This window comes from Photobacterium lutimaris, from assembly GCF_003025555.1.
GTDB lineage: Bacteria > Pseudomonadota > Gammaproteobacteria > Enterobacterales > Vibrionaceae > Photobacterium > Photobacterium lutimaris.
In genome coordinates this window covers 197,024-222,696 of record NZ_PYMH01000008.1, presented here as the reverse complement: position 1 = coordinate 222,696, position 25,673 = coordinate 197,024, and the positions used below count along the sequence as shown (strand labels likewise).

At 52.6% G+C, this 25,673-nt stretch carries 23 protein-coding genes; 22 read left to right on the top strand and 1 reads right to left on the bottom strand.

The features are described 5' to 3' along the window. Window positions 1-129: 129 nt before the first annotated feature. Window positions 130-1,023: a LysR family transcriptional regulator gene (locus C9I99_RS17240; RefSeq protein WP_107350091.1), complete on the bottom strand. Its 894-nt coding sequence runs from the start codon at window positions 1,021-1,023 to the stop codon at window positions 130-132. 251 nt (window positions 1,024-1,274) lie between these two features. On the opposite strand from C9I99_RS17240, the gene csrD reads away from it, so the two are divergent. The 22 genes from csrD to rng all read left to right on the top strand — a co-directional run bounded on the left by csrD (window position 1,275) and on the right by rng (window position 25,670). Beyond that, window positions 1,275-3,245: an RNase E specificity factor CsrD gene (gene csrD / locus C9I99_RS17235; RefSeq protein ID WP_107350090.1), complete on the top strand. Its 1,971-nt coding sequence runs from the start codon at window positions 1,275-1,277 to the stop codon at window positions 3,243-3,245. A 128-nt stretch (window positions 3,246-3,373) separates the two neighbouring features. After that, window positions 3,374-4,867 (top strand): PilN domain-containing protein, encoded by a 1,494-nt coding sequence (locus C9I99_RS17230; RefSeq protein ID WP_107350089.1) that lies wholly within the window; start codon window positions 3,374-3,376, stop codon window positions 4,865-4,867. Further along, window positions 4,864-5,499 (top strand): type II secretion system protein GspM, encoded by a 636-nt coding sequence (gene gspM, locus C9I99_RS17225; protein WP_107350088.1) that lies wholly within the window; start codon window positions 4,864-4,866, stop codon window positions 5,497-5,499. The genes C9I99_RS17230 and gspM overlap by 4 nt, the downstream gene beginning before the upstream one ends. Then, window positions 5,492-5,815: an MSHA biogenesis protein MshK gene (locus C9I99_RS17220; protein WP_243734638.1), complete on the top strand. Its 324-nt coding sequence runs from the start codon at window positions 5,492-5,494 to the stop codon at window positions 5,813-5,815. The genes gspM and C9I99_RS17220 overlap by 8 nt, the downstream gene beginning before the upstream one ends. 17 nt (window positions 5,816-5,832) lie before the next feature. Further along, window positions 5,833-7,494 (top strand): pilus (MSHA type) biogenesis protein MshL, encoded by a 1,662-nt coding sequence (gene mshL / locus C9I99_RS17215; RefSeq protein WP_107350086.1) that lies wholly within the window; start codon window positions 5,833-5,835, stop codon window positions 7,492-7,494. Between the two features lie 3 nt (window positions 7,495-7,497). Beyond that, on the top strand, window positions 7,498-8,340 hold the full coding sequence (locus C9I99_RS17210; RefSeq protein WP_107350085.1) for an ExeA family protein: 843 nt from the start codon (window positions 7,498-7,500) through the stop codon (window positions 8,338-8,340). A gap of 3 nt (window positions 8,341-8,343) precedes the next feature. After that, window positions 8,344-9,558, top strand: coding sequence for a tetratricopeptide repeat protein (locus tag C9I99_RS17205; protein ID WP_107350084.1), 1,215 nt, complete (start codon window positions 8,344-8,346; stop codon window positions 9,556-9,558). 2 nt (window positions 9,559-9,560) lie between these two features. After that, a complete protein-coding gene (locus tag C9I99_RS17200; RefSeq protein ID WP_107350083.1) occupies window positions 9,561-11,276 on the top strand; it encodes a GspE/PulE family protein in 1,716 nt (571 codons plus the stop codon). Window positions 11,277-11,295: 19 nt separating this feature from the next. Continuing rightward, on the top strand, window positions 11,296-12,516 hold the full coding sequence (locus tag C9I99_RS17195) for a type II secretion system F family protein (RefSeq protein ID WP_107350082.1): 1,221 nt from the start codon (window positions 11,296-11,298) through the stop codon (window positions 12,514-12,516). Then, a complete protein-coding gene (locus C9I99_RS17190; protein ID WP_243734637.1) occupies window positions 12,497-12,979 on the top strand; it encodes a hypothetical protein in 483 nt (160 codons plus the stop codon). The genes C9I99_RS17195 and C9I99_RS17190 overlap by 20 nt, the downstream gene beginning before the upstream one ends. Before the next feature lie 56 nt (window positions 12,980-13,035). After that, window positions 13,036-13,632: a prepilin-type N-terminal cleavage/methylation domain-containing protein gene (locus C9I99_RS27570; protein ID WP_107350081.1), complete on the top strand. Its 597-nt coding sequence runs from the start codon at window positions 13,036-13,038 to the stop codon at window positions 13,630-13,632. 23 nt (window positions 13,633-13,655) lie between these two features. Beyond that, window positions 13,656-14,129, top strand: coding sequence for a type II secretion system protein (locus tag C9I99_RS17180; RefSeq protein ID WP_107350080.1), 474 nt, complete (start codon window positions 13,656-13,658; stop codon window positions 14,127-14,129). A 95-nt stretch (window positions 14,130-14,224) separates the two neighbouring features. Beyond that, window positions 14,225-14,761 carry a prepilin-type N-terminal cleavage/methylation domain-containing protein gene (locus C9I99_RS17175; RefSeq protein WP_107350079.1) on the top strand — a complete coding sequence of 179 codons (537 nt, stop codon included), beginning with the start codon at window positions 14,225-14,227 and terminating at the stop codon, window positions 14,759-14,761. Then, on the top strand, window positions 14,745-15,470 hold the full coding sequence (locus tag C9I99_RS17170) for a type IV pilus modification PilV family protein (RefSeq protein ID WP_107350078.1): 726 nt from the start codon (window positions 14,745-14,747) through the stop codon (window positions 15,468-15,470). Before C9I99_RS17175 ends, C9I99_RS17170 begins: the two co-directional genes overlap by 17 nt. Next, the gene (locus tag C9I99_RS17165) at window positions 15,470-16,234 is read left to right on the top strand and encodes a PilW family protein (RefSeq protein ID WP_107350077.1); all 765 of its coding nucleotides are present in this window, start codon (window positions 15,470-15,472) and stop codon (window positions 16,232-16,234) included. Before C9I99_RS17170 ends, C9I99_RS17165 begins: the two co-directional genes overlap by 1 nt. Next, complete coding sequence (locus tag C9I99_RS17160; protein WP_107350076.1) at window positions 16,224-16,658, top strand: MshP protein; 435 nt, start codon at window positions 16,224-16,226, stop codon at window positions 16,656-16,658. Before C9I99_RS17165 ends, C9I99_RS17160 begins: the two co-directional genes overlap by 11 nt. Continuing rightward, window positions 16,655-20,968: a DUF6701 domain-containing protein gene (locus C9I99_RS17155; RefSeq protein ID WP_107350075.1), complete on the top strand. Its 4,314-nt coding sequence runs from the start codon at window positions 16,655-16,657 to the stop codon at window positions 20,966-20,968. The genes C9I99_RS17160 and C9I99_RS17155 overlap by 4 nt, the downstream gene beginning before the upstream one ends. Before the next feature lie 115 nt (window positions 20,969-21,083). Continuing rightward, entirely contained in the window at window positions 21,084-22,127 is a 1,044-nt protein-coding gene (locus C9I99_RS17150) for a rod shape-determining protein (RefSeq protein ID WP_107350074.1), read from the top strand. Between the two features lie 40 nt (window positions 22,128-22,167). Further along, window positions 22,168-23,028: a rod shape-determining protein MreC gene (gene mreC, locus C9I99_RS17145; protein ID WP_107350073.1), complete on the top strand. Its 861-nt coding sequence runs from the start codon at window positions 22,168-22,170 to the stop codon at window positions 23,026-23,028. Beyond that, a complete protein-coding gene (mreD, locus tag C9I99_RS17140) occupies window positions 23,018-23,506 on the top strand; it encodes a rod shape-determining protein MreD (RefSeq protein ID WP_107350072.1) in 489 nt (162 codons plus the stop codon). The genes mreC and mreD overlap by 11 nt, the downstream gene beginning before the upstream one ends. A gap of 107 nt (window positions 23,507-23,613) precedes the next feature. After that, window positions 23,614-24,192 (top strand): Maf family protein, encoded by a 579-nt coding sequence (locus C9I99_RS17135; protein ID WP_107350116.1) that lies wholly within the window; start codon window positions 23,614-23,616, stop codon window positions 24,190-24,192. An 8-nt stretch (window positions 24,193-24,200) separates the two neighbouring features. After that, a complete protein-coding gene (rng, locus tag C9I99_RS17130) occupies window positions 24,201-25,670 on the top strand; it encodes a ribonuclease G (RefSeq protein ID WP_107350071.1) in 1,470 nt (489 codons plus the stop codon). Window positions 25,671-25,673 lie beyond the last annotated feature (3 nt).

The window sequence follows — 25,673 nt, the reverse complement described above, 5'->3', positions numbered from 1 at the left end:
TCTTTCGCCAATTATAAGCCAAGAGCTCATTGAGAGAAGAGAGTGCCGGTGTCTGGTAAATGGTCCGTCGGTTTAAAACCATACCTTTCGAGTGACTTCACAGCCGGTTGTAATTGATAGCTAAGTCATTTATCTATTTTCCTCAGCCGGGTTGGACTTGGCCTTGATGAAATCAATGAACAGCTTGGTTTTGACATGGTTGTAGTCAAGTTTGGGGTAATAGGCATAGGCTGAATTGACGGGCTGTTTCAGCTCAGGCAATACCGGTACCAAAAGGCCCTTGAGCAGTTCTCTTTTGACCGTGTTCTCACCCGATAGGATGATCCCCATCCCCGCAACGGCCGCCGCAACCAGGGCCTCGGGGTTCTGGGTAGTAAAATTGCCCTTGAGCCGTAACCGGATATCGTTTTCGAACAGGTGCTCCTGTTCATGGCCGTGGGTGCCGTACATCAGGCAGTTGTGCTGTGTCAGTTGCTCAGGGCTCTCAATCAGCGGCTTACCTTCGAGGTACGAAGGAGAAGCGTAGAAGCCATTGCTATAGTTGAACAGCTTGGTCGCAATGTAACTCGACGAGTTGAAGTCGGTTAACTCCCTGCTGATAAACACATCCAGGTTGAGATCCGGCAGCTGGCCCGGAGTGTTGGTATGGAGTTCGACCTGGATGTTGGGGTAGACCTCAATAAATTCGGCCAAGTAGTTAACCAGCAAACGGCTGCCGACGGCCAGCGGCGCACCAATCCGTAGTACCCCGCTGACTTCACCGTAGGTCGAAGTGGTTTCGGCCAGCATCTGATGCCAGTCATCGAGCAAGCGTGCACTGCGTTGATAGAAAAGGCGGCCGGCGTCGGTCATGGTGAGGCTGCGGGTGGTGCGTTTGAGTAACTGCACACCCAACTGCTTTTCCAGCCAAGCTAACCGCTTGGACAGGGCAGAGCTGGACGTATTGAGCTTGGTAGCGGCCTGGGCGAGGGAGCCCTGGTCGACCACGGTGACAAAGCTTTTGGTACAGGTGATCCAATCCATGTCGTAAAAAACCTATCGCGCTGGTGGTGGGCCCAAATTGCCGTTTTCCCTACATTACCATGAGTTTATGTTCGGTTCAGACTGTTTCTGTGCCTATCGGGTTTTACAAAATTGTTAATTTGTCGACTTTAGCACTGACAGTATGATTAATTGAATGGTATTTTGCTTGCAATATACCACCGTAGCTTCGCCTTGCAGAAATGTGAAATGGCGATGTATCTGTTTGACTCATTGATTTTTTTTGGCTGCTTATGAGAAAAGCTTCAGGGATGCGCTTAACCAACCGTCTGGTTGCCTTTGTTACGTTAATTGTGATTTGTGCCATTTTCGTCATTTTTATCGGCGGAGCGGTGAGTTTTCGTAAGTTAGGGCAGGACTATCTCACTCACTATCTTGATGGTGTTGTGGGCGTTATCGACCAGGAGTTGGCGGATCCTCAAGGGTCGCAGGCCATATCGCGTTGGCTGCCGAAATTGCTCAAGGCCAGTAATGTGGTTGAGCTAGAAGTCGGCAGCACCGCTGGCGTTGTTTACTCCTTCCAAGGGCTGCAGCCGCTCTCCGATCCGAGCATCCTTCATGAAAGTCGCTACGCTCTCGAGCATAATCCAGGCTTTACGGTCACCATGAAGTCGATCCCGCCTTACACCGAGTTTACCTATTCGATAGGGGCGATGTCGTCGATCAGCTTGGCGATCGCGATCATCATCATGGGGCTGGTCTGGGGCATGGACTGGCTACGTCGCCAGCTGGAAGGCTCGGAACGGCTTGAGCAGCGCGGCAGGTTGATATTGGCCGGGCGGGTCGAAGAGAACGAAGTGGGCGATGAAAGGGAGTGGCCGGCAACGGCGAGCCTTGCGCTAGATAAAATGATCGCCGAGCTCAAGGATGCCCGTCAGGAGCGAAGTCGGTTCGATACCTTTATCCGTACCCATACTTTCCTCGATCAGCTGACAGGGGCGGCGAACCGGGTGCTGTTCGATAGCCGGTTGCAATCGATGTTGCAAGATCAGGAAACCCACGGGGCGGTTATTCTTATCCGGATCACCGACTGGGAGGAGCTGCTGGCCGACAAGGGCAAGGCTGAGGCCGATGAACTGGTTCAGGATGTCGGGGGGATCTTGTCGAACCTGATCCAGCGTTACCCGGATACGGTATTGTCACGCTATTTCGATGCTGAGTTTGCTATTTTGCTCCCCCAGCAGTCGGTGAAAGAGGTCAAACAGTTCAGCAATGCGTTGATGAATGCGTTGGACCGGCTGTCACCGCCAGTGCCGCTGGAGCCAGATAACTGGTGCCATATCGGGGTGACTTTCTGCGCCAGCGGTGAACGTCGTGGCCGGATCATGGATGAAGCGGATATGGCTCTGCGCAGTGCCCAGCTGCAGGGAACCAACAGTTGGTATGCCTTTAAAAAGGATCAGCAGTTTGAAGATGCTCGCGGCAGTGTTCGCTGGCGTACCTTGCTGGATGCGATATTCAATAGCGGTGGCCCGATACTGTACCAGCAACCGGTACAGTTAGTTGATGGCAGCCCGCTGCACCGTGAACTGCTGTCCCGTATCCGTGATGAGAACGGTATGCTGATCAAAGCCTCACGTTTTCTGAGTGCTGTCGAACAAGTGGGGTTCAATGCTCGGATGGATAAATCCGTGGTGACTAAAGCATTGCATATGCTCAAGAGTGAACCGGTGACTGAATCCATTTCTGTCAACCTCAGCGTTGAAGCCTTACTGGAGAAGAGCTTTGTCAAATGGCTGCGGGATGAGATGCTGCAGACCCCGCGTACGGTACTCAACCGGTTGTCGTTTGAAATTCCCGAAGGGGGATTGGTTAAACACCTTGATGCCATGCGTCCGGTCACCCGGATGTTGGTGGGACTTGGTTGTCAGCTGGTGGTCGATCAGGCCGGTCGTACGATTGTCAGTACTCACTACATCAAGGATATCCGCGCTGATTACATTAAATTGCACCGTAGCTTGGTGCGCGAAATAAATCTTCGCCAAGAAAACCAGCTATTCGTCAGGAGTATGTTGGGTGCCTGTGCCGATTCTGATGTTAAGGTCATTGCGGTTGGTGTTGAAAATGCCAAAGAGTGGCAAGTTCTCAAACAACTAGGCGTTAATGGTGGTCAAGGTCGCTACTTTTCGCCTGAAGTGTCAGCCGAACAAGATGTTGGCCAAGATAATAACTCACGGAAATTGTTTGGAAAAAACACCGGATAGAGCAAAAAATCACTATTCATTATGAGATTTATCATTATAATGGTCAAAATATTGACACCTCGTGGTCAAAATAGTTAAAGCCTTTCCATATCTCCTGATATAAGCCTGTTAAAGCCAAGTAGCCTGAAATGATAGTGAAGAAATTATTAAGGAAGAAGACATATTCTCCTGTTGCAGGGATGGCATTGTTTGCCGATACCGTGGCCTTGGTCTATCAGGAAAATAAAACGTGGATCACCGATGAACTGCCTGTGACCGGGCTTGTCGGCTGGCCAAATGCAATTCAATCCCTGATTGAAAAGCACCAGCTCAAAGGCGCTGATATCCGTCTTGTCCTTGGCCATGGCTTGTACCAAAGCATGCTGATAGACAAGCCTGAGTTACCGCGGGAAGAGTACCCGACGGCTTTGCCATTTTTGGTCAAAGAGCTGGTCAATGAATCGCCGATGGAGTTGGTGGCCGATGGTTTTGTCGCGCCGCTGAAAGATCGCCTTCAGGCATTCTCGACCCAGAAAAAACAGATTGAGCCGCTGGAAAAAGCCTGCCGAGAGGCCGGTTGCGAGTTGATGTCTGTTTCCGCCGAAGAGGTGGTGTGGGGGCAGTTAACCGCGTTTGAGCGCAGCCAACTGGTACTGCACCGTCGTGGTAAAACAAACCTGCAATTATCCGCTTTCAAGCATCAGGTGTTGTGCTTCCAGCGTCAACTGCGCGGTTTTAGTGTGCCATTGTTGGCCGCTGATGATACCCCGTCACAGGAAAAAGGCTTGCAGCTTGACGGGTTAGCACTGGAGTTGCAGCGCTCGCTCGATTTTCTCAGCGCCCAACTGCGCGACGCGCCCATTACCCAGCTATTGATATCTTGCGATGACGATGATGACGATGAATTGGCCCAAGCGCTGAGCCAGCGTCTCAATGTGAAGGTTGCACCTGTCACCCCTTCGCACCCGTCTTTGGCGAGCAATGCGGTACGTGTTGCCTATTGTACCGTCATTGAACCAGAGCATGTGGGGATTAACTTTTACAGCGATGCCCTCAAGCCGAAATTCGATTTGATGACCTTGCCCAATATTGTCATGAGCTGGGTGGCGATCACCGTTATTTTGGCTGCACTGGCTGGTTGGTTTAGCTGGCAGGGTTACCAACAGCAGCAGGCGCTGGCTTCAGAGCAGCAGCGCTTGCAACAGAAAACCGGCGAGGTCGAACGGGCCAAAGCGGCGCTGGCGCAGCACTTGCCAAGTCAGCTGAAAGTCGATGTTGCCAATGGGTTGGAGCAGCACCTTGCCGATAAGCGGGCAGCACTTGAGGCAATAGCCTTACATGACAGCAGTTTGCAAGTGGGTTATGCCAGTATGATGCAGCAGCTTTCAGCCGCGGCCAGTGGTGATATTTCAGTCCAGCACCTGCGGGTGAAAGGGCCGCAGCTTAACCTCGAAGGGCTGGCGCGCACACCGGATGCGGTTCCGGCGTGGCTGCAGATGTTTAAGCAATATCCTTCGCTGTCGGATCGCCGCTTCAAATTGATGTCCTTGGGCCGCAACAAACAAAACATTGTGACCTTCAAGCTGCTGGCCGAGCGTAGTCAGCCAGTCGCTCAGGCTGTCACGCAAGGAGTCGGCCAATGAACCAGTGGCAGAGGTTATGTGACAAATTTGAACTGCTGACCAAACGCGAAAAATGGCTGATTGCCGTGTCGGGCTGGATAGCCCTGCTGTTTGTTGGCTTCGTGGCTATTATCGAACCGCAAGTCAAAGCCATTGATGCCGCCAAGGGGCAGCTTCAATCAGTGAAAAACGCGTTGGTAACGAACACTAACCAGCTGTTGGTGATGGAGCGTAAGCTCAAGGGGGATCCCGACGCTGATATTGATGAGCAGATCAGCGAGCTAGAGCGGCAGAATACCGACTTGGATACACAGCTGGATGGCCGGGTATCCAGCTTGGTTACCCCGGTACAGATGTCGGCGCTGATGGAGCAAGTGCTCCAGCATTCGCGCAAGCTCAAGTTGCTTTCACTTGAATCACTGCCGCCAGTCCAACTGGTTGGTGGGGAAGATCAAGGCTACTTCATCCACCCGGTCAGGCTGACATTGCGTGGCCGCTATTTCGATTTGATCCGTTACCTCGAGCAACTAGAAGCGTTGCCTGTCCAGTATTACTGGCGCAGCATGGACTACCAAGTGGATAACTACCCTTGGGCAGATATCAAGTTGGAAGTCTACACACTCGGTATTAGCGAGGACTTTATTGGTGGTTAGATTAGTTATGATGGCCGTGGCATGGTTGATGATGCCACAGGCACAGGCCGCGCAGGATCCCACGGCGCCATTGGGCTGGCAGGCGCCGGTGGTCAAGGCAACCTCATCACGGGCGCGCCTACCTGAATTGCAGGGCATATTTTGCGATCAGGATGGTCAGGCATGCCGGGCCATCCTTAACAGTGTGTCGGTCGGAACCGGTGGGCGGATCAGCGGTTATACCCTCAGCCAAGTGACGGATGATTTTGTCATCCTGCAGCGGGGCGGTCGGCAGTGGCGACTGGAAATGTTCGCCGATAACATAAAGTCAGAGTAGAACAAGAAGTGGTAAACATGCGTGGATTAATAATAGCCGTTGTCATGGCTTCCCTGGCAGGATGCTCGACCAATATGGGACACCGTGATCCGGTGGAAATGAAAAGCGCCCTAAATCAGGCCGCTAACGAAGCCAACAGCCGGCCACTGATGGATTTGCCGACGGCGGTCAGCGATGATTTGATGCCGGGCCTTGATGGAATGGATTATGCCAGCCAGTCAGTGCTTGAAAAGCGCTTTCGGGTCAATGCCCGCAATGTCGATGCCAAAGCCTTTTTTGGCAGCCTAGTCAAAGGCACGCCATTTAACATGGTGATCCACCCGGAGGTTCAGGGCCGTATTTCCCTGACCCTGCGTGACGTGACGCTTGATGAAGTGTTGTCTGTGGTTTCTGACATTTACGGTTATAACACCACCCGCAAGGGCAACATTATCCAGGTCTTCCCGGCCACCTTGCGCACCGAAGTGATCCCGGTCGATTACCTTCAGCTACAGCGCCGCGGCGTGTCCCTGACCTCCCTGACAACCGGTTCTATCACCAATAGTGATTCCGGTAACTCTGGCCGCTCTAGCAATAATTCTGGCAGTAACAGCAGCAATAAGAGTAATAACAACAGCTCAAATACCATAACGGGCGGTACGACCATCGAAACGGTGTCAGAAAGTGATTTCTGGGCGCAACTCGAAAAAGCCGTGCAAGCGATGATTGGCAGTGGCCAGGGTCGCAGTATTGTTGTCTCGCCGCAGGCGAGTTTGATTTCGGTACGTGCTTACCCGAACGAGCTGCGAGAAGTGAAAGAATTCCTTGGCATCTCCCAGCAGCGCCTCAAGCGCCAGGTGGTGCTTGAAGCCAAAATTATGGAAGTGACGTTGAGTGACGGCTACCAGCAAGGTATCAATTGGAGCAACATCACCAAGTCGATTGGCGGTACAGATATTATTTTCGGCCGCGGCGATATTTCGAGCGGTAATATTCCGACCTTGCCAGGGGCCGATCCTATTGCTGCGCTGCTTGGCGGGCAGACCAACATTACCATCTCGGACGGCAACTTCGATGCGGTACTGAGCTTCCTTGATACCCAAGGCGATCTGAACGTGCTGTCCAGCCCGAGAGTCACCGCCGCCAATAACCAGAAAGCGGTGATCAAAGTGGGTAGCGATCAGTATTTTGTCACCGATATATCGGGTGGTGAGGTCAATAGTGATGGTGGAACCGCATCTCCGGATATCCAACTGACACCGTTCTTCTCCGGGATCTCTTTGGATGTTACCCCGCAAATTGGCGATGGAGGTGGGGTCTTACTGCACGTTCACCCTGCGGTTATCGATGTTGAAACCGAGATTCGCGACATTGCGCTGGGGGATACCTTTGGTACTTATCAGCTACCTCTAGCGAAGAGCTCTATTCGAGAGTCGGATTCGGTGATCCACGCTCGCTCCGGTGATGTGGTGGTGATTGGTGGTTTGATGAAATCAGCGACGACGGATCAAGTTTCTAAAGTGCCACTGCTGGGTGATATTCCAATGCTGGGCCATCTGTTCCGCAACGTGAATAAGCTGCAAACCAAAACTGAGTTGGTGATCTTGCTTAAACCGACGGTTGTCGGCGAGCAGACCTGGCAGCAGGAAGTGGAGCGCTCCCGCGCCCTGATCAACGAGTGGTTCCCCGAAGAGGGCTAAACCATGTACCTCGAGCATTTCGGTATGGTGTCAGCGCCTTTTGGCCTGACACCCAATACCCACTTTTTCCATGCCTTGCCTCCGCACTTGGAAGCGATCGATACCACCTTGGCCGCGCTGGGGATGGGCGAGGGGATCATCCAGATTGCCGGCGAAGTGGGTACGGGCAAAACCGTGGTTTGTCGGATGCTGATCAATCAGTTGCCTGAGCATTTTGAGTTGGCTTACTTGCCGACACCAGCAGAGAGTGGCGTGGCACTGCGAATCGCGTTGTCTCGTGAATTGGGACTGGCAAGCGAAGGCGATAACAGCTTACTGGCCGACAGGTTGCAGCAAGCGCTGTTGGCACGTAAAGCGGTGGGCAAAACCGTGGTGGTGTTGATTGATGAGGCTCAGGCACTGCCGGATGATGCCCTGGAGGCAATTCGGCTGTTGGGCAACCTGGAAACCGAGCAAGAAAAGCTGCTGCATATTGTGCTGTTGGGGCAGCCCGAACTCGATAAGCAGCTTGCCAGACACGAGTTACGCCAGTTCCGCCAGCGGATCACGTTCCGCTGTGAATTAAGGCCGTTGAATTTAGCCGAGACGCTAGCGTATATCGAACACCGCTTACACACCGCAGGTATCGAACGCGAGTTGTTTGCCTTGCCACAGGGCAAGGCGGTTTGGCAAGCGAGTGGCGGCATACCGCGACTCATTAACCAGCTGTGTCACAAGGCGTTGATCGCCGCATACAGCGAAAACAAATTGATGGTTGAGCGCAATGAGGTACTCGTGGCGATCCGCGATACCTTGGGTGCGCGCCAGCCGAAATGGACATACCCGGTACTGTGGGGATGGCAATAGCCGATGAGTGAACTGAATAAAAAACTGAGTGCGTTAAGCCGTCAGCAGGGCCAAGGCCAAGAGCCGGCTATCTCGCGCAGTGAGATAAAGCCCGCAACGATTAAGCCCGTAAAGCAAACAAACCTAACACCTTGGGCAACGCTTGGCGTACTGAGCCTGGGTATCGTGATCGGTATTGGCGGCTGGCAGCTGTGGGCGAGTGATGATCCGGTTGGTGAGGTGGTGATGGCGGTCAATCCGGTTGCGCCGGTGGAAGCCGCTCCCGCGCCAGTGGCTGCTGAGGCTCCCGTTGTGGCAGAAAAGCCTGCTGAGCAGCCTGATCTTGCGCGGGCTGAATCGAAACCCATTGTCGAAGCGGCGCCTAAGGCCGATGCCGAAGTGGTAGCCAAAGCCGATACCAAACCGGCTCCGGTTCAGCCTCTGAAAGAGGCCCCCGTCCCTGCAGTAAAGACGAAAGCACTAAAAGCTGAAGCATCAAAGCCGGTTGCGCCTAAATCCGTAGCGCCTAAACCGACTGCGACTCAGTCAGTTGCGAGAAAGCCTGCAGCGTCAGAACCTACCGCCGGTCAAACCCATCAAATCGGCGGCGTAGATATGATGGACGGTGATGAAAGCTTGATGATCGAAACCGTTGAGCTTGATGCAGGCCAACTGGCCCAGATTGAATACAGTAAGGCAGAAAAAGCCCTCAAGCAAGGGGATAGCCGTAAGGCGATTGGCTACTTGGAATCGGCCGTCAAATACCAGCCTGAATGGATCACTGCACGCCAGAAGTTAGCGGCGCTGTATTACGGCCGTGGTGAAACCCGCCGTGCGATAGCGACCTTGCAGCAAGGGTTGTCTTTGGATGCTAGCCAACCGGATTTACGTTTGACCATGGCCAAGTTGTTGGTCAATGAGTCGCAGCAGCAGGCGGCACTGAATGTCCTGAGTCAGTTACCAAGCCACACCCATAGCGGCTATTTGGCGATGCGCGGAGCATTGGCCCAGCAGCTTAACCAGAATGACTTGGCACTGAGTAGCTATCAGAACCTAGTCAAAGCCGAGCCTTATGACGGCCGCTGGTGGCTGGGGCTCGGGATCGCGCTTGAGCGTGGGCAAGAGCGGGATCAAGCCGAGGAAGCTTACCAACATGCATTGCGTATGGGGCAGATCTCCGGTGAGACACAACGGTTTATTCGTCAACGCCTGGCCGTATTGGCCGGTATGAAGGGGTAATAATGGCACTTCGATTACGTAAACGCCTTGGCGATCTGCTGATAGAAGAAGGCATTGTCTCTCCTGACATGCTCGGTCAGGCGCTGGACAACCAGCAATCTACCGGCCGTAAGCTGGGTGATACCCTGATCAGCCTAGGCTTTCTGAGCGAGCAGCAGATGCTGCAGTTCCTTTCTCGCCAGCTTGATATTCCGCTGGTCGACCTTAACCGTTTGACCATTGATACCAATGCGGTCGCCTTGCTGGCTGAGGTCCATGCCCGCCGTTTGCGAGCTCTGGTGCTCAGCGAGCAGGATGGCATGGTACGGGTTGCCATGAGTGATCCGGCAGATTTGGCCGCACAAGAAGCGGTGTATGATCAGCTGGGACAGTATCGTATCGAGTTGGTGATTGCCTCTGAGCGCCAGTTAATCACGGCCTTTGACCGCTACTACCGCCGTACCCAAGAAATTGTTTCTTTTGCCGAGCAGCTGCAGGCCGAACACCAGCACCATTCCGACTATTCCTTTGGTCTGGACGATAACGACAATGATGAAGTCACCGTCGTCAAGCTGATCAACTCGCTGTTTGAAGATGCTATCCAGGTGGGAGCGTCGGATATCCATATCGAGCCCGATAGCGATGTGCTGCGGATCCGCCAGCGTATTGATGGCGTGCTGCATGAAACCCTGCTTAAAGAGTCCGGTGTTGCATCGGCCTTGGTACTGCGCCTCAAGCTGATGGCCAGCTTGGATATTTCCGAAAAGCGCTTGCCACAAGATGGCCGCTTCAACCTATCGGTGCGCGGCCAGTCGGTCGATGTCCGTCTTTCGACCATGCCGGTCCAGCACGGCGAATCGGTCGTGATGCGTTTGCTCAACCAGTCGGCAGGGATCCTCAGCCTCGAGCAAATCGGTATGCCCGATGACATCTTGCAGCGCTTGCGCCGCCAGTTGCGCAGGCCGCACGGGATGATTTTGGTCACCGGCCCGACCGGCTCGGGTAAGACCACCACCCTGTATGGCGCACTGAGCGAGCTCAACCAGCCGGGCAAGAAGCTGATCACCGCCGAAGACCCGGTCGAGTACCGCTTGCCGCGAGTCAATCAGGTGCAGGTTAACAGCAAGATTGGCCTGAACTTCTCGTCGATTCTGCGTACCTTCCTGCGCCAGGATCCCGATATCATCCTTGTGGGGGAGATGCGAGATCAGGAAACCGTTGAAATCGGTTTGCGCTCCGCCCTGACCGGTCACTTGGTGCTGTCAACGCTGCACACCAACGATGCGATAGACAGTGCCCTGCGCATGATCGATATGGAAGCGCCGGGGTATCTTGTAGCAAGTGCAGTACGGGCGGTATTGGCCCAGCGTTTAGTCCGGCGGGTATGCAAAGATTGCGCGACTGAGCATGATCTTGAACCGGCCAAACAGCAGTGGTTGATGGCGAGGTTCCCGCATTTGGGTGACGCCACATTCCGTAAAGGACGCGGCTGCCAGACCTGTAACTTTACCGGTTACCGTGGCCGTATTGGTGTGTTCGAGCTATTGGAGATGCAACCAGACATGATGGATGCGCTGCGCGGGGGCGATGCCGTGCTGTTTAGTCAGACCGCCCGCCAGTCACCGGGTTACAAACCGTTGATTGAGTCAGCGATAGAGTTGGCGCAGCAAGGGGTGACCAGTCTGGATGAAGTGTTGTTGCTCGGTGAGGGCGACGAACACAACAGTTACGTAGTGTAACGGTTAGCAGGAAAGGATCATGGCAGTATTTAACTACCGCGGCCGAAGCAGCCAAGGTGACATCAAGCGCGGGCAGCTTGACGCCGCGTCGCAAGACGCAGCCGCAGATATTCTGATGCGCCAGGGCATCATTCCGCTCGAAATTCGCGAAGGCAAAGCGAAATCCGGTGGGATCGACTTGGAACACCTGTTCAAAAACCGGATCCCGCTTGAGGTATTGGTGATTTTCTGCCGCCAGTTATACAGCCTGACCAAAGCTGGCGTGCCCTTGCTCCGAGCGGTGCGTGGTTTGGGCCAGAGTGCCAGCCATCCTTTGATGCGAGACACCTTGGATGCGGTGGTGGTCGAGCTGACCAACGGCAAGTCATTGTCGGCGTCAATGAAAGCCCACCCAAGGGTGTTCTCTGAACTGTTCGTGTCGATGATCAGTGTCGGCGAAAATACCGGTCGCTTGGACGAGACCTTGCTCCAGTTGGCGCAGTACTTTGAACAGGAAATGGAAACGCGTCGGCGGATCAAGTCGGCGATGCGTTACCCGACTTTCGTGCTTATCGCGATCACTCTGGCGATGTCGGTATTGAACATCAAAGTGATCCCGCAGTTTGCCTCGATGTTCAGCCGCTTCGGGGTTGAGCTGCCGTTGCCGACCCGTATTTTGATTGCCACCTCGAATGTGTTTGTTCACTACTGGCCTTTGATGCTTGGGGCGATCATTGTGAGTTGGATTGGTCTTAAGGTGTGGCGTCAAACACCTGCCGGTGGTGAGCAGTGGGATAAATTCCGGTTAAAAGTGCCAATTGTGGGCGATATTATCAATCGTGCCCAGCTATCGCGTTTTTCCCGAACTTTCGCACTAATGATACGTGCCGGGGTACCGCTCAATCAGGCGATCCAGATGTCGGCGGAATCGCTTGGCAATAACTACCTGGAAAACCGCCTGATAGAGATGAAAAACGGTATCGAGAGCGGTAGCAGCATTGCCGCAATGGCTCGCCAGTCGGGGGTCTTTACCCCTTTGGTACTGCAGATGATTGCCGTCGGTGAGGAGACCGGTCAGGTCGATGTTCTCTTACTTGAAGTGTCGGACTTTTACGATCGCGAGGTCGATTACGATCTCAAGACGCTGACCGCCCGTATCGAACCTATCTTGTTGTTTATAGTGGCGATTATGGTGCTGATCTTGGCACTGGGCATCTTCCTGCCAATGTGGAGCCTGCTCGATGTGGCGCGCGGTGTCTAGCCTTAAGTCCGACGGTCATGTGCGCTGGTTTTTTTGGTGCGGAGTCATTTTCTTGCTGCTCTGGATGTTGCTTGTGCAATGGCACAAGGTCAACGAAGGGGCGGAGCAGGCCCGGGTCAAATTATTGGCACAAACCATGAGCCGCAGTGCATCGGCAATACGCCAGCAGTGGGAGCTTGAAAATAAACCAAGCCACTCTCAAACCAACGGTATCGAATATTCATTTACCCGTTATGGGTGGCCGATAATCATACGTAATGAGCATATTGACTGCGCAGAAATGTGGGACTTATTGTCTTCACGACAGGCATCGATCGATTACATAACCCTTATCGATAAAAAGAAAGTGAGATCAGAGCGTTATAATTCGTGTTATTTCCAAATTACTGACGGAAAATGGCTAGCATTATTTTATGAAAATGAGACAATACACACCAACGGTTTTTTGACGCTGCCCGAATAATGGTGACGTCGATTTGACAAAACAACATTACAAAAACAAAAAAAGGGTGAGTAAAGATGAAAAAACAAGCCGGTTTTTCGTTGGTGGAGTTGGTGATCGTCATTATCGTGGTTGGCCTGTTAGCTGTAGCTGCACTACCGCGATTCCTGAACGTCACCGATGAAGCGAAGAAAGCACAAATTGAGGGTGTGGCGGGTAGTTACGCGACAGCTGTTCTTTCTGCGCGCGCTCAGTGGGAAGCGAATGGTCGTCCTGCGGCAATTATTAATAATGAAAAAGTGAATAGCGTGAGCTACGACGGTTCGACGTTCATGCTGACGGCAGAGCAAAGTGGTGTACGCGTCGGTTACCCTATTCACTTTGGTCAAGATAACAGTGCAACAATTGGTGGCTTGGATAATACCGAATGTAAGGTTTTGTTCGAGCAGTTAATGCAAAACCCACCGCAAGTCGCTGAGATTGATGATGGGAGTATCCTAGACGGCAACTACCAATATGCGGCTCGCAAAGATTCTAGTGGTAATAATGCTGCCTGTACTTATTTCCAGTTGGCATCAGTTACAAACAATGCTGGTGGAGTGGCTCAAATAACATCAGCACACTCTTTTACCTATAAGCCTAATGAAGGCTCCGTTGTCGTTAACATTCAATAATAAGTTGTATTTGGAGAAGTACTATGAAACGTCAAGGCGGTTTTACGCTAATTGAAATGGTTGTGGTTATTGTCATTCTGGGTATTCTTGCCGTGACAGCAGCACCACGTTTTTTGAACCTGCAAGATGATGCGCGAAACTCTTCGCTTCAGGGTCTAAAAGGAGCTATCGACGGTGCAGCAGGTATTACTTTTGGTAAAGCTGCAATTCAAGGTAAAGAAGCTGCAGACTCAGGACAAAACGTTGAGGGTATTGCGCTTGTTTATGGTTACCCAGCAGCGACATCAGCAGCGCTTGAAGCTGCAGTTAATGGCTTGAAGGAAGACTGGAAAGTTGTTGAAAGTGATAAGCTTGTCGAAGGTGAGGATGACGGTATTGCATATACCTTTAAGGCTCGAAACGATAAGGGTTGTTACGTACATTATAAAGCTGCGACTTCATCAGCTGCTGCCACAACTAAAGTTGTGACTGCTAATGGTTGTACTACTTCAAACTAATAAACAGCGCTCTTCGGAGCGCTATTTATTCAGGGTAATAATCTCGATTATGGCCCTGAATAAATAGAGACTAACAATAACTTCCCGGGTGACCCATGCCCCGACTGTATTCCGGAAAAAGCTACGCAAAAAACGCCGGCTTTACGCTTATCGAACTCATCATTGTTATCGTGCTGATTGGCATAATCAGTGTGACGGCCGCCTCGCGCCTGTTTGGCCGCAGCGGGTTTGATGCTGTATTAGCCCGTGATCAAGCCATTTCCATCGCCCGTCAAATTCAGTTGGTGGGAATGAATAGCCCGGTAACCCCAGCCAACCCAAATAGCTGCCTTGCCCTTCAGATAAGCACCACAGAGTTTGGCTCTGAAAATTGTGCTAGCAATAGCCACTCGACTCGCAAGCTGACTTTTGAGAACGATATGGTTAAGTTCGCCTTTTTTGATGGCGCAAATTCACACACTTCAGCAGCTATTTATTTCGATATGCTCGGTCGCCCTTCAGTCGTACAACATCAGCAATTGCAGCGCATCTGTACCGCCTCAAATTGTCAGGTGACCATTACTTCTCGCAATGGCGAACAAGCGAACTTATGCATTAACAGTGAGGGGTTTATCAATGACTGTACCCTCTAAATCCCTATTTTCTCGCTCACCGCGATTGCCTAATTCGCTTCGTCAGCAGGGCGGCTTTACCTTGATTGAAGGGATCATCACCATAGTGATTTTAGGGATTGCCATGGTGACCCTGACCAGTTTTTTATTCCCGCAGGTCGAGCGTTCGGCAACACCTTATTACCAAGCCCGAGCGGCGGCTATCGGTAATGCTTTTCTTAATGAAATTCTTTCGCGCAAGTTTGATGAACACTCAGACCCGTTCGGCGATAGCGTGGTGCGCTGCGGTGAAACCCATGAGGGAACAACCTATACCTGCAGTGAGCCCGACGAGAATGGCGTATGGCCGATAGATAAAGCGAGTGAGTACTTCGACTACGTGGTGCCGGGCAGCTCGCTGCCGGCAGGGAAAGGATTGGTGGTGGCTATTGCCAATGATGTCGATGATTTTCATGGCTGTTGGGGCGATTTATCACTTTGTTATGACCGTTATAGCCATAATCAGTTTCCTTGGCGCGGGGCGATAGAAAACCTCACTGGTGAGTCTGTGGCTGAAACAAACACCTATAAGAATATGACCGTAACGGTGAATGTCAGTTATGACAATCGCTTCAATAGCGCAGATCCGCAAAGCTCGACTTATCCCCATCAGCACAAGCGCGTAGTGGTCGAGGTCGATACCGGCCACTACGGTAAGCTCGATTTTGTTGCCTATCGGAGTAACTACTGATGGGGCAGACTGTTGTGATGAATAAAACTGTTGTGATCAAGAAAAATCAGGGCTTCTCGCTGATGGAAATGGTGATCGCTTTGGTGATCCTCGGCATTATTTCGCTGGCGATAGGCAGCTACCTCCAACTGGGCGCCGAAGGCTATATCAGTACGGTCAGTCGTGACCGTGTCCAGTCCCAAGCGCGCTTTGCCCTCGAGAAAATGACCCGAGAAATTCGCCATGCCGCGCCCAATAGCCTTGCCTCAACGGGAAACTGCGTGAGTTTTTATCCGATTCATTTGGCCGGCTTTACCCTAGGTAATGCTCGTATGATGAATATTGAGTTAGTGCCTACTATCGGTACGGCTGAGCAGTGGCAGACAATAACCGGCAGTGACCAATTGGCTCTCGCCGCAGGGCTGGGAAATGCCGCGGAATATGCCGCACAAGCTTTTAAAATCAACCGCGTCAATGCCGGGCCAGATGGTAATGGAACGGTGTTGGTCAATGTCATCGCCCCGCTCGATAACCGCTCCCCGGCTAATCGTGCTTACGCCTACGGCCAACCTGTATCTTTCTGTTTGGAGGCCAACGTACTGAGGCGTAAGTCTGGTAACAGCAGTGCAGTAATAGCAGAACAGGTGTCAGGCTTTGATGTTGCGGTGAGTGGTAAAGGACTGGAAAACAACAGCATGGTCCACATTAACTTGGCATTCCAAGATGGCCGGACAGGTGAACGCTTCAGCTACGAACACACAGTGCAGGTGATCAATGTTTTATAGCAGGCAGCGCGGTAGCGCGCTAGTCGTGTCACTCTTTATTATTACCGTGATGGGGGCCTTTGCCGCTGCGATGATCCGTATTGACTGGTCAGGACAAGATACCACGGCCCGCGAAGTGTTCTCGACCCGGGCTTGGTACGCTGTCCACTCCGGTAACGAAATTGTGTTGAGTAAATTATTTCCGCTCGGGCAGACCGCATCAGACCCTCAAGCCTGTAACCAAATGTATGATTTTAATACACAAGCAGAGCTGTTTTCGTGCCAGACGTTACAGGTCAGCTGTAAAACCCAAAGTTACAAAGAAAACGGCCAGCCAGCCAATAAGTATCAATTAGAAAGCACGGCAACTTGCGGTAATGGACAGTTTACAACGACCCGTACCCAAGAAGTGTGGGCGAAGGATTTGGAGATTGCATTACCATGAGGGCCATAAAATATTGCCTTTGGCTATTGATGCTGGCAACAGCTTTTCCGGCTTCAGCGTTGGAATTCCGTTTTGGTGAATACCAGTTATCGGCTCAAGGTCTCACCCACTGTATCGGTTCTGAGGCAGAAAAAAGCTGTGAAATTAAATTCGATCAGCCATTTACCACTAAGCCTTTAGTGTTTTTGATGCCGACTATCGAGGAAGGCCGCGGCCGGGATGCCCCGTCGACGCTGCGCCTGGTCGATGTCAGCGAAACCGGTGCGACGTTCCGCCAGTACATTGCGCCGAGGCGCGATGGGATCACGCTCAAGCCGGTTGGCCAACACTGCTCTCCTAATAACAAGGAAAACTTTTGCCTCGAAACGGTGCCGATGCAGAAGGTGCGCTATTTTGCCATTGAGCCCGGTACGCTGAACCTTGGCGACAAGGGACGGATTCAAGCCGGTACCGTGGAGATCAGCCGCTATCTGGTAGGGGGCAAGCCGGTCAATAAAGACAACCTGCAGCAGATATCTTCGCCGGTCAATTTTGACCCGGCCTTCAACAATCCAGGGATATTGGTCAGCCTGCAGGGCGACGGGCGGACTGACCTGGGCCAAAGAAGCAACTGGATCACGCCCGCCGTGACTGCGGTTGAACCGGATCTTAACCGGGTGTTCCTGGCCTTGGAGCGCTCCGAGTTGGCCCACAGCAACCACTACAATGGTGACGCACAAAAGGTGGCGTATATCGTTGCCGAGGGGCGGGGTAGTTATAAAGGACTCCAGTTTGCTATGGGGGCGGGGGCAACGCTGAATACCTTGGTTAACGGTTTAAAGAAGTTCGATCAGGTCACCGAGCCGGTGTTGCGCCAGTGTGCCGCTACTGTCCCGGTCCCGGCCGGATTTTCCGAGTTCCCGTTTATCATTGCCTCGAAAAACTCGCGCAAGGGCAACAACGGGGGTTGGATCCGCCTGTGCCGGTTGGAAGAGTCCGGCAGTAACAGCCACCGGGTAAGCTTTGTCAATGATGAGGATATCAACGAGAGCAAATATAACAGCGTTGAGCGCAAGCACCTGAGTGAGAACATCGGTTTTATGGCTTTCCAGCGTAAGGTCAGCGAGCAAACCTGTGATGTTTTTCCGGGGCCGGCCCAGACCTGGACCAATCAAAGTAACTACCACGCCAAGCTGCACCACATGGCCCTGATCAACGGTACCTACAAAGAGGGCGGCCGGCACTATCTCTGGTTCAAGGCGACCTCGAATGGGACCGACACGGCCTGTGACGGCGAAGCGTGTAACTACCCTGGCTATAACCAGCCGGATCGCTGGGCGACCAAGCCCGATCTGGGGGATTTTGTTGAGGCTGGGCAATATGCTCCCGATTACTATCGCGACAATACGCTCGAAGAGTACGGCACCTTCTACATGGGGAGGGCATCCGCCGATGCCGAGGAGCTTCGCAATGGTGCCGGAGAGCGGATCCGCCTGTTGGATCTTAACGATGGGGTGACGCTGCACCTCTACAGCGGTACCTACTGGTTCGAAACTATGCGTATTAGCTCCGGTAGCCGGATCGTGACCCATGGCAACGTGGTGATCCATACCAAGAACCTCAATGCTGCCGACTCTTCTTCGGTCGGACCGGCGAACGGCGAGCCGGACCGGCTAGAGATCTACGCGCATGGCCAGGGCGATATCGATATCGCTAATGTCTACCTGAGTAAGGGAAGCTCCATCACCGGCTTGGTGTATTCCGAGGCCAAAGTGACGATTGCCGGCGGTCTCTGCCAGTGGGAGGGGGACTGTGAGGTGACGTCGATCACCGGTGCGGTTACCGCAGCACGGCTGGACATGAACAGCAGCAAATACAATTCCACCGCCGTTATCAACGGCAAGAGCTCGTGTTTTGAGACGACGCCGGATTTTTCCCTCGACCTGACGCCTAAGTGGCAGCAGAACATGTTGTGCGAGAGCCAGGAGGTGTTGTTCTCGTTGGCACCGGATAACGGCTCGGGCGAGGCTTTCGGTGGCGATATTACGGTCAGTATAACGGCTAAGACCGGACAGTCGGCTTCCGGGGTTTGGTCGACCACGAAGCTGGAAGGGAGTCATTACGGCCAGCCTTTTCAAGATGGAGTCCCTTTTACGGTGCCGGTCAGTCCGCTTGATAATAATCGTAAGCGGATATGGTTCAAGAGTGACTACCTCGGTGAACTCGAGCTAACGGCGACCATTGAGGGGCTCAGTGGCAATCCTGCTGTTGGTCAGTACCAATTTTTGCCGGGGGGCTTTGTTATTACCGCTAACCCGTTGCAGTTAGTGGCTGGCAGACCGGCGAAAATCACGGTGAAGGCAATGGCTTGTGATAGCGGAAATGCTGTTATTGCTGAATACACCGGTAGCAAGACACTTAATATCAACACCGAATATGACAAGCCTTCGACCAGCAATAGCCGTAATGACAACGTTATGCTGCGAAGCACCGCAGGTAATGACAGGGTGACATGGCAAGGCTCTCAAGGGCTGTTTACGTTCGTCAATGGTGTCGCCAGTAATGTGCCCGTCAAATACGACGATGCTGGTGAGATGACGTTGATCTTGTCAGATCCCAAGTGCACCAAGGACCGCTGTGATTTAGGGGCTATTGGTGGTCAGTCTTCGGGAAGTAAGTCGTTGCCTGCAGATTGGCAAGGGCTAACGGGATCGGTATTGGTTCATAGTCGTCCTTATACCTTTGCCTTGTGTCAGTCTGGTACTCCGAATATCGAGCAGGCGAGTGGCGATGCCAATAGTGGCCAAGGCTTTAATGCTGCAGGTGAAACATTTCACACTCTGGTTAAGCCTGTTATTTGGCAGCAGGGTGACAATGTTGCTGCATCAGGTATACAACCTGCGGTAGATAGCAGCACCATGTGCCACAACCGATTGATCACCGAAAACTTCTTTAAATCTAAGGCCCCTGCGGCTTTGGTGGCACTGAGCCATAAACGTCAAACCCCTGCTGATAAACGGGCAGTGGAAGGCAACTTGGCGGGCGGTACTGCGAAGGCCAATACCTTGCTAAAGACCCAGCCATATAGTTTGCAGTGGGATGACGTTGGTAGTATTCGCTTGTCAGCTGATAGCCAAAATAACTACCTCGGTATGGATATTAATGCAGGTTATCGTGATGTTGGTCGTTTTTACCCTAAGTACCTCAAACTCATCCGTGATGATTTGCAATACCCGTCAGGGCAAAGAGAATTTGCTTATATGGATCAGCCGTTTGCCTTTGACTTCACTGTCGGAGCTTTTGCCGATGGCGGACAGGGGAAAGCAGGTAATGCGGTAAAGAATTATTGGTTGTTTGAACAAGGTGTTGCCAAACCTAAATATAAAGCAGGGTTGGAGTTAGTGGTAATAGACAGCACCCAAGCCGATGAGGTTGTCGAGCGGGATCAACGTCTTGAATATGCCTCGCGTAAAGGGAGCCCCTATGTGTGGTCTTGGGCCGGGACGGCATGGGCACCGAGTGCCGCTCAAGATCTGACATCGCAAGTGGCGATCACCGATCCAAACTTTACCGTTGTTCGCGATTACACGGTGGGACACCGTGGTACCCAGCCTCGAACCAGTCAGCAAGATGGCCCTTTTGATGGCATGAACACCCGTATGGGGTTGAAAGTTGTTCCTGCCAGCGATCCAATCGACTGGGCCTATTTAGCCCTTAATGATGACGTGGTGTTGGAGGAGAGTGCTAAACGAGATTCGATTCAAATCTGGCGCACTCACCCTGATATCCGCTATGGCCGCATGGCACTGGATGATGGCTCTGGCCGCTTTGACAGTGAATTGTCGATACCGCTTCGCGTCGAATACTGGGATGGTTTTGACTTTGTGACTAACAAGCAAGACAGCCGTGCTGTATTCGACGGCAAGCTGGCGTGCAAACAAATTCTTTCCCAGTCTGACACTGCCGTGACAAGCGCCTCGTACACTCAAGGGTCAGGAAATGTAGAATCAGGGGAGATTCGCTCCGGCGAGTTTGTTGCGGTTCCTACCGAGGTGAAGGGGAGTGATGGTAATCGATTGATTTACCGTGAACAGGTACGTTTTTGGCAGAAAGTGATTAGCGATACGCCTCAAGCGATAGATAATGAGCCTGAGATCCGCTGTGAAGGTGGACCTTCCAGCGGCCAGCGCAATTATCAGCCATGGCTGACCTTCGACTGGCGTGGTAAAGGTGACGAGAGTCCGCACTCGACTGTGACCTTCGGCGCCTACCGAGGTAATGACCGAGTGCTCTACCGCGGTGAAAAGGGTATTAATACAATGCTCGATTAAATAAAATGCCGATCTGTGGCAGGTTTGACAAAGCTTACCTTGTCTCGATCCGCCCCCCTTGATACATTTAGCGCAATTTAACGAATTTGTGAGCTTGCAGGATTAGCCGAAGACTATGTTTAAAAAACTTCGTGGCATGTTTTCTAATGACCTGTCTATTGACTTGGGTACAGCCAATACCCTTATTTATGTCAAAGGACAGGGCATCGTACTGGATGAACCATCAGTAGTCGCGATCCGTCAGGATCGTGCCGGAGCAACTAAGAGTGTGGCTGCTGTCGGTCACGACGCCAAGCAGATGCTGGGCCGTACTCCAGGCAATATTGCGGCAATCCGTCCGATGAAAGACGGTGTTATCGCGGACTTTTATGTTACTGAGAAAATGCTTCAGCATTTTATCAAGCAGGTACATGACAACAGCCTGCTGCGTCCAAGCCCACGAGTTCTAGTTGCGGTTCCTTGTGGCTCTACTCAGGTTGAACGCCGTGCTATCCGTGAATCTGCCCAAGGTGCAGGTGCCCGTGAAGTGTACTTGATCGATGAGCCAATGGCGGCAGCGATCGGTGCTGGCATGCCAGTGTCTGAGGCAACCGGCTCGATGGTGATCGATATCGGTGGTGGTACGACGGAAGTTGCCGTGATCTCGCTTAACGGCGTGGTGTACTCATCGTCTGTCCGTATCGGTGGTGACCGTTTCGATGAAGCGGTTATCAACTACGTACGCCGTAACTACGGCAGCCTGATCGGTGAAGCGACCGCTGAGCGCATCAAGCACGAAATCGGTTCGGCTTACCCGGGTGATGAAGTGCGTGAAATCGAAGTGCGCGGCCGTAACCTCGCTGAAGGTGTGCCACGTAGCTTTACCCTGAACTCCAACGAAATCCTAGAAGCGTTGCAAGAGCCGCTGACAGGCATCGTATCTGCAGTTATGGTTGCACTCGAGCAGTGTCCACCAGAGCTGGCATCGGATATCTCCGAGCGCGGTATGGTATTGACCGGTGGTGGTGCGCTGCTGCGTGACCTTGACCGTCTACTGACCGAAGAAACCGGTATTCCAGTGGTTGTGGCCGATGAGCCGCTAACTTGTGTTGCCCGTGGCGGCGGCAAGGCCCTGGAAATGATCGACATGCACGGTGGCGATCTATTCAGCGAAGAATAATGCCCGCTCGGGCATGTCGACAAACAGGTTATAGTGTTACATGAAACCTATCTTTGGCAGGGGGCCTTCCCTGCAACTGCGCCTGTTTCTAGCCATTTTACTGTCGGTTGGCCTTATGCTAGCCGACAGTCGTCTTGACGCCTTTGCCAACGTCCGTTACCTGCTCAATTCGGCCATCTCCCCGTTGCAATATGCGGCTAACCTGCCGCGGGACTTGCTCGGTGGGGTATCCGGACAGTTCAGCTCGCACCGGCGTCTGCTGGCAGAAAACAAAGCCTTGCAACGTGATCTGCTGGTTCAGCAGAGCGATGTATTGCTTCTGGAACAGTTAAAACAAGAAAACCAACGCCTGCGTGAACTGCTGGGCTCGCCGTTTGTCCGCGATGAGAAAAAGCTGATCGCCGAGGTGATGGCGGTGGATTCCGATCCTTATAGTCATCAGGTGATGATCGACAAGGGCCGGGTCGACGGGGTCTATGAAGGCCAGCCGGTGATCAACGAAAAGGGGATTGTCGGTCAGGTTTCGTACGTGGGGGCCCACAACAGCCGAGTTTTGCTGTTGATTGACCCAACTCATGCAATCCCGGTTCAGGTGGTCCGCAATGATATTCGGGTCATAGCCTCTGGCAGCGGTCAGGTTGATCAAATCCAGTTGGAGCACGTGCCAAGCAGTACCGACATCGAAGTGGGCGATCTGCTGGTGAGCTCAGGCTTAGGTGGCCGTTACCCGGAAGGGTACCCGATTGCCTATGTGACAGAGTTTTCGTTTGATAACAAGCGTCCGTTTGCCCAGATCAAGGCAAAGCCAACCGTTCAGTTCGATCGTCTGCGTTATCTGTTGTTGGTATGGCCAACCCCGCGTGAAACCTTGACTGAGGGAGAGTTCAATAGTGGCAAATAGTCGCGCTCACGGCCGGATTTGGATTTGGCTGTCGTTTTTAATTGCGCTGATTTTACAAGCTGCCCCTTGGCCGGGTGAGCTGGAGCCTTTCCGCCCATCCTGGGTGGTATTGGTCGCCTTTTACTGGGTTCTGGCACTGCCGCACCGGGTGAATGTCGGGACGGCATTGTTCCTGGGTTTACTGTGGGATTTGATGCTCGGCTCGACACTGGGTGTGCGGGGGCTGATGATGGCTGTATTGTGCTACATCGTCGCACTTAACTTCCAGGTGTTACGTAATCTATCCTTATGGCAGCAGGCCATGCTGGTTGCCTTACTGACGCTGGGCGGAAAGTTAGTCGAGTTCTGGGCCGAATACCTGGTATCGGTGATCACTTTTAACCCGGAGCGGCTATGGGCCGTGTTACTTAACTTCTTGTTATGGCCGTGGTTATTCCTGCTGCTGCGGCGGATACGACGTAAGCTCTCAATTCGTTAAATTAGTCTCCCAATGGGATCCGTTCAATGCTAGGGTGTAACCAGACACATCGAGCGTGCTTGAATGGATCACATTGATTTATCACACAAAAGAAAATGAATGATATCATGTCGACACCGCAACTGTATTTGGCCTCGGGCTCTCCGCGCCGTAAAGAACTCCTGACCCAGCTTGGCTACCAGTTTGAGCGGGTCGTGGTGGATGTTGAAGAACAGCATCAGGCAGGCGAGTCGCCTGAAGACTATGTTCAGCGCTTGTCAGTGGACAAAGCGCTGGCCGGGGTTAGCGCAGTTGCAGGCAGGGCGCCGGTGCTAGGTGCCGATACGATAGTCGTCGCGGGCGAACGTATCTTGGAAAAACCCAAGGACTTTGATGATGCCCAGCAGATGCTGCGCCTGCTGTCAGGCAAGCGACATCAGGTAATGACGGCTGTGACCGTGGCCAGTCATGAGCGCCAAGAAACCCAGTTGGTCGTTACCGATGTGTGGTTCAAAACACTGTCGGAAAAAGAAATCGAAGACTACTGGCACAGTGGTGAGCCACAGGACAAAGCAGGAAGCTATGGCATTCAGGGGATCGGCGGCAAGTTCGTCGAGCGTATCGATGGCAGTTATTACGCTGTGGTGGGGTTACCTTTGGTGGAAACCGACATCATGGTTCAAAACTTTTTAGGTTTATCAAATTAGAGGCAACCATGAGCACAGAGCTGCTAATTAACGTGACCCCGAGTGAGACTCGTGTCGCCATGATCGAGGCGGGGAGCCTTCAGGAAGTCCATATCGAACGTGAGTCCAAGCGTGGGATTGTTGGCAATATTTATAAAGGGCGAGTCAGCCGTGTGTTGCCGGGTATGCAGGCCGCTTTTGTTGATATCGGCCTTGAAAAAGCAGCGTTCCTGCACGCATCAGATATTGTTCCCCATACCGAGTGTGTGGCGGAAAACGAGAAACAGCAGTTTCAGGTACGTGATATTTCAGAGTTGGTTCGCCAGGGCCAGGATCTGGTGGTGCAGGTGGTTAAAGATCCATTGGGCACCAAAGGGGCACGCCTGACCACCGATGTAACCTTGCCATCTCGCTACTTGGTCTTCATGCCGGGCGCAAGCCATGTCGGCGTGTCGCAGCGCATTGAGAGTGAAGATGAACGCGAGCGCCTAAAAGCGGTGGTCAATGAATACTGCGATGATCTCGGTGGCTTCATTATCCGTACCGCAGCGGAAGGGGCGACCGACGAAGAAATGGCGCAAGATGCCGCGTTCCTTAAGCACCTGTGGCGTAAAGTTCTTGAGCGCCGTGCCAAATACAAACCGAAGTCCATGCTCTACGGTGAGTTGGGACTGGCGCAGCGTATCTTGCGTGACTTCGTTGGTACCGAACTCGACAGCATCCTGGTCGATTCGCGTTTGGGCTTCGAGAAACTCAAGGAATTTACCGATGAGTTTGTCCCTGAGCTGAGTGAAAAGCTGGAATACTATGCCGGCGAGCAGCCAATTTTTGATTTGTTCGACACCGAAAATGAAATTCAGCGCTCGCTCGATCGCAAGGTCGAGCTGAAATCGGGCGGTTACCTGATCATCGATCAAACCGAGGCGATGACGACCGTCGATATCAACACCGGTGCCTTTGTTGGCCGCCGTAATCTTGAAGAGACTATCTTCAACACCAATATCGAGGCAACCAAGGCCATTGCCCGCCAGTTACGACTGCGCAACCTGGGCGGGATCATCATTATCGACTTTATCGATATGGCCCACGACGATCACCGTCGCCGGGTGCTGGTGGCGTTGGAGCAAGCACTGTCCTACGATAGGGTGAAGACCAACATCAATGGTTTTACCCAGCTGGGCTTGGTTGAAATGACTCGTAAGCGAACCCGAGAGAGTATCGAGCATGTTCTGTGCGATACCTGCCCGACCTGTGAGGGGCGTGGTACGGTGAAGACCGTCGAAAGTGTTTGCTACGAAATTCTGCGTGAAATCACCCGAGTCAACCGTGCCTACGATGCGGACAGGTTTGTGGTATATGTGTCTCCGGCTGTGGCTGAAGTATTGGCTGGCGATGAGTATCATGCGCTTGCTGAGCTAGAAGTTTTCATCGGCAAGCAGGTGAAAGTCAAAGCCGAGCCACTGTACATACAAGAACATTTTGATGTCGTGATGATGTAAAGC

Excerpts from the sequence above, each read along its gene's own strand:
- C9I99_RS17240 (WP_107350091.1), bottom strand. The coding sequence starts at position 1,023 with ATGGATTGGATCACCTGTACCAAAAGCTTTGTCACCGTGGTCGACCAG.
- csrD (WP_107350090.1), top strand. The coding sequence starts at position 1,275 with ATGAGAAAAGCTTCAGGGATGCGCTTAACCAACCGTCTGGTTGCCTTT.
- C9I99_RS17230 (WP_107350089.1), top strand. The coding sequence starts at position 3,374 with ATGATAGTGAAGAAATTATTAAGGAAGAAGACATATTCTCCTGTTGCA.
- gspM (WP_107350088.1), top strand. The coding sequence starts at position 4,864 with ATGAACCAGTGGCAGAGGTTATGTGACAAATTTGAACTGCTGACCAAA.
- mshL (WP_107350086.1), top strand. The coding sequence starts at position 5,833 with ATGCGTGGATTAATAATAGCCGTTGTCATGGCTTCCCTGGCAGGATGC.
- C9I99_RS17210 (WP_107350085.1), top strand. The coding sequence starts at position 7,498 with ATGTACCTCGAGCATTTCGGTATGGTGTCAGCGCCTTTTGGCCTGACA.
- C9I99_RS17205 (WP_107350084.1), top strand. The coding sequence starts at position 8,344 with ATGAGTGAACTGAATAAAAAACTGAGTGCGTTAAGCCGTCAGCAGGGC.
- C9I99_RS17200 (WP_107350083.1), top strand. The coding sequence starts at position 9,561 with ATGGCACTTCGATTACGTAAACGCCTTGGCGATCTGCTGATAGAAGAA.
- C9I99_RS17195 (WP_107350082.1), top strand. The coding sequence starts at position 11,296 with ATGGCAGTATTTAACTACCGCGGCCGAAGCAGCCAAGGTGACATCAAG.
- C9I99_RS17190 (WP_243734637.1), top strand. The coding sequence starts at position 12,497 with ATGTGGCGCGCGGTGTCTAGCCTTAAGTCCGACGGTCATGTGCGCTGG.
- C9I99_RS27570 (WP_107350081.1), top strand. The coding sequence starts at position 13,036 with ATGAAAAAACAAGCCGGTTTTTCGTTGGTGGAGTTGGTGATCGTCATT.
- C9I99_RS17180 (WP_107350080.1), top strand. The coding sequence starts at position 13,656 with ATGAAACGTCAAGGCGGTTTTACGCTAATTGAAATGGTTGTGGTTATT.
- C9I99_RS17175 (WP_107350079.1), top strand. The coding sequence starts at position 14,225 with ATGCCCCGACTGTATTCCGGAAAAAGCTACGCAAAAAACGCCGGCTTT.
- C9I99_RS17170 (WP_107350078.1), top strand. The coding sequence starts at position 14,745 with ATGACTGTACCCTCTAAATCCCTATTTTCTCGCTCACCGCGATTGCCT.
- C9I99_RS17165 (WP_107350077.1), top strand. The coding sequence starts at position 15,470 with ATGGGGCAGACTGTTGTGATGAATAAAACTGTTGTGATCAAGAAAAAT.
- C9I99_RS17160 (WP_107350076.1), top strand. The coding sequence starts at position 16,224 with ATGTTTTATAGCAGGCAGCGCGGTAGCGCGCTAGTCGTGTCACTCTTT.
- C9I99_RS17155 (WP_107350075.1), top strand. The coding sequence starts at position 16,655 with ATGAGGGCCATAAAATATTGCCTTTGGCTATTGATGCTGGCAACAGCT.
- C9I99_RS17150 (WP_107350074.1), top strand. The coding sequence starts at position 21,084 with ATGTTTAAAAAACTTCGTGGCATGTTTTCTAATGACCTGTCTATTGAC.
- mreC (WP_107350073.1), top strand. The coding sequence starts at position 22,168 with ATGAAACCTATCTTTGGCAGGGGGCCTTCCCTGCAACTGCGCCTGTTT.
- C9I99_RS17135 (WP_107350116.1), top strand. The coding sequence starts at position 23,614 with ATGTCGACACCGCAACTGTATTTGGCCTCGGGCTCTCCGCGCCGTAAA.
- rng (WP_107350071.1), top strand. The coding sequence starts at position 24,201 with ATGAGCACAGAGCTGCTAATTAACGTGACCCCGAGTGAGACTCGTGTC.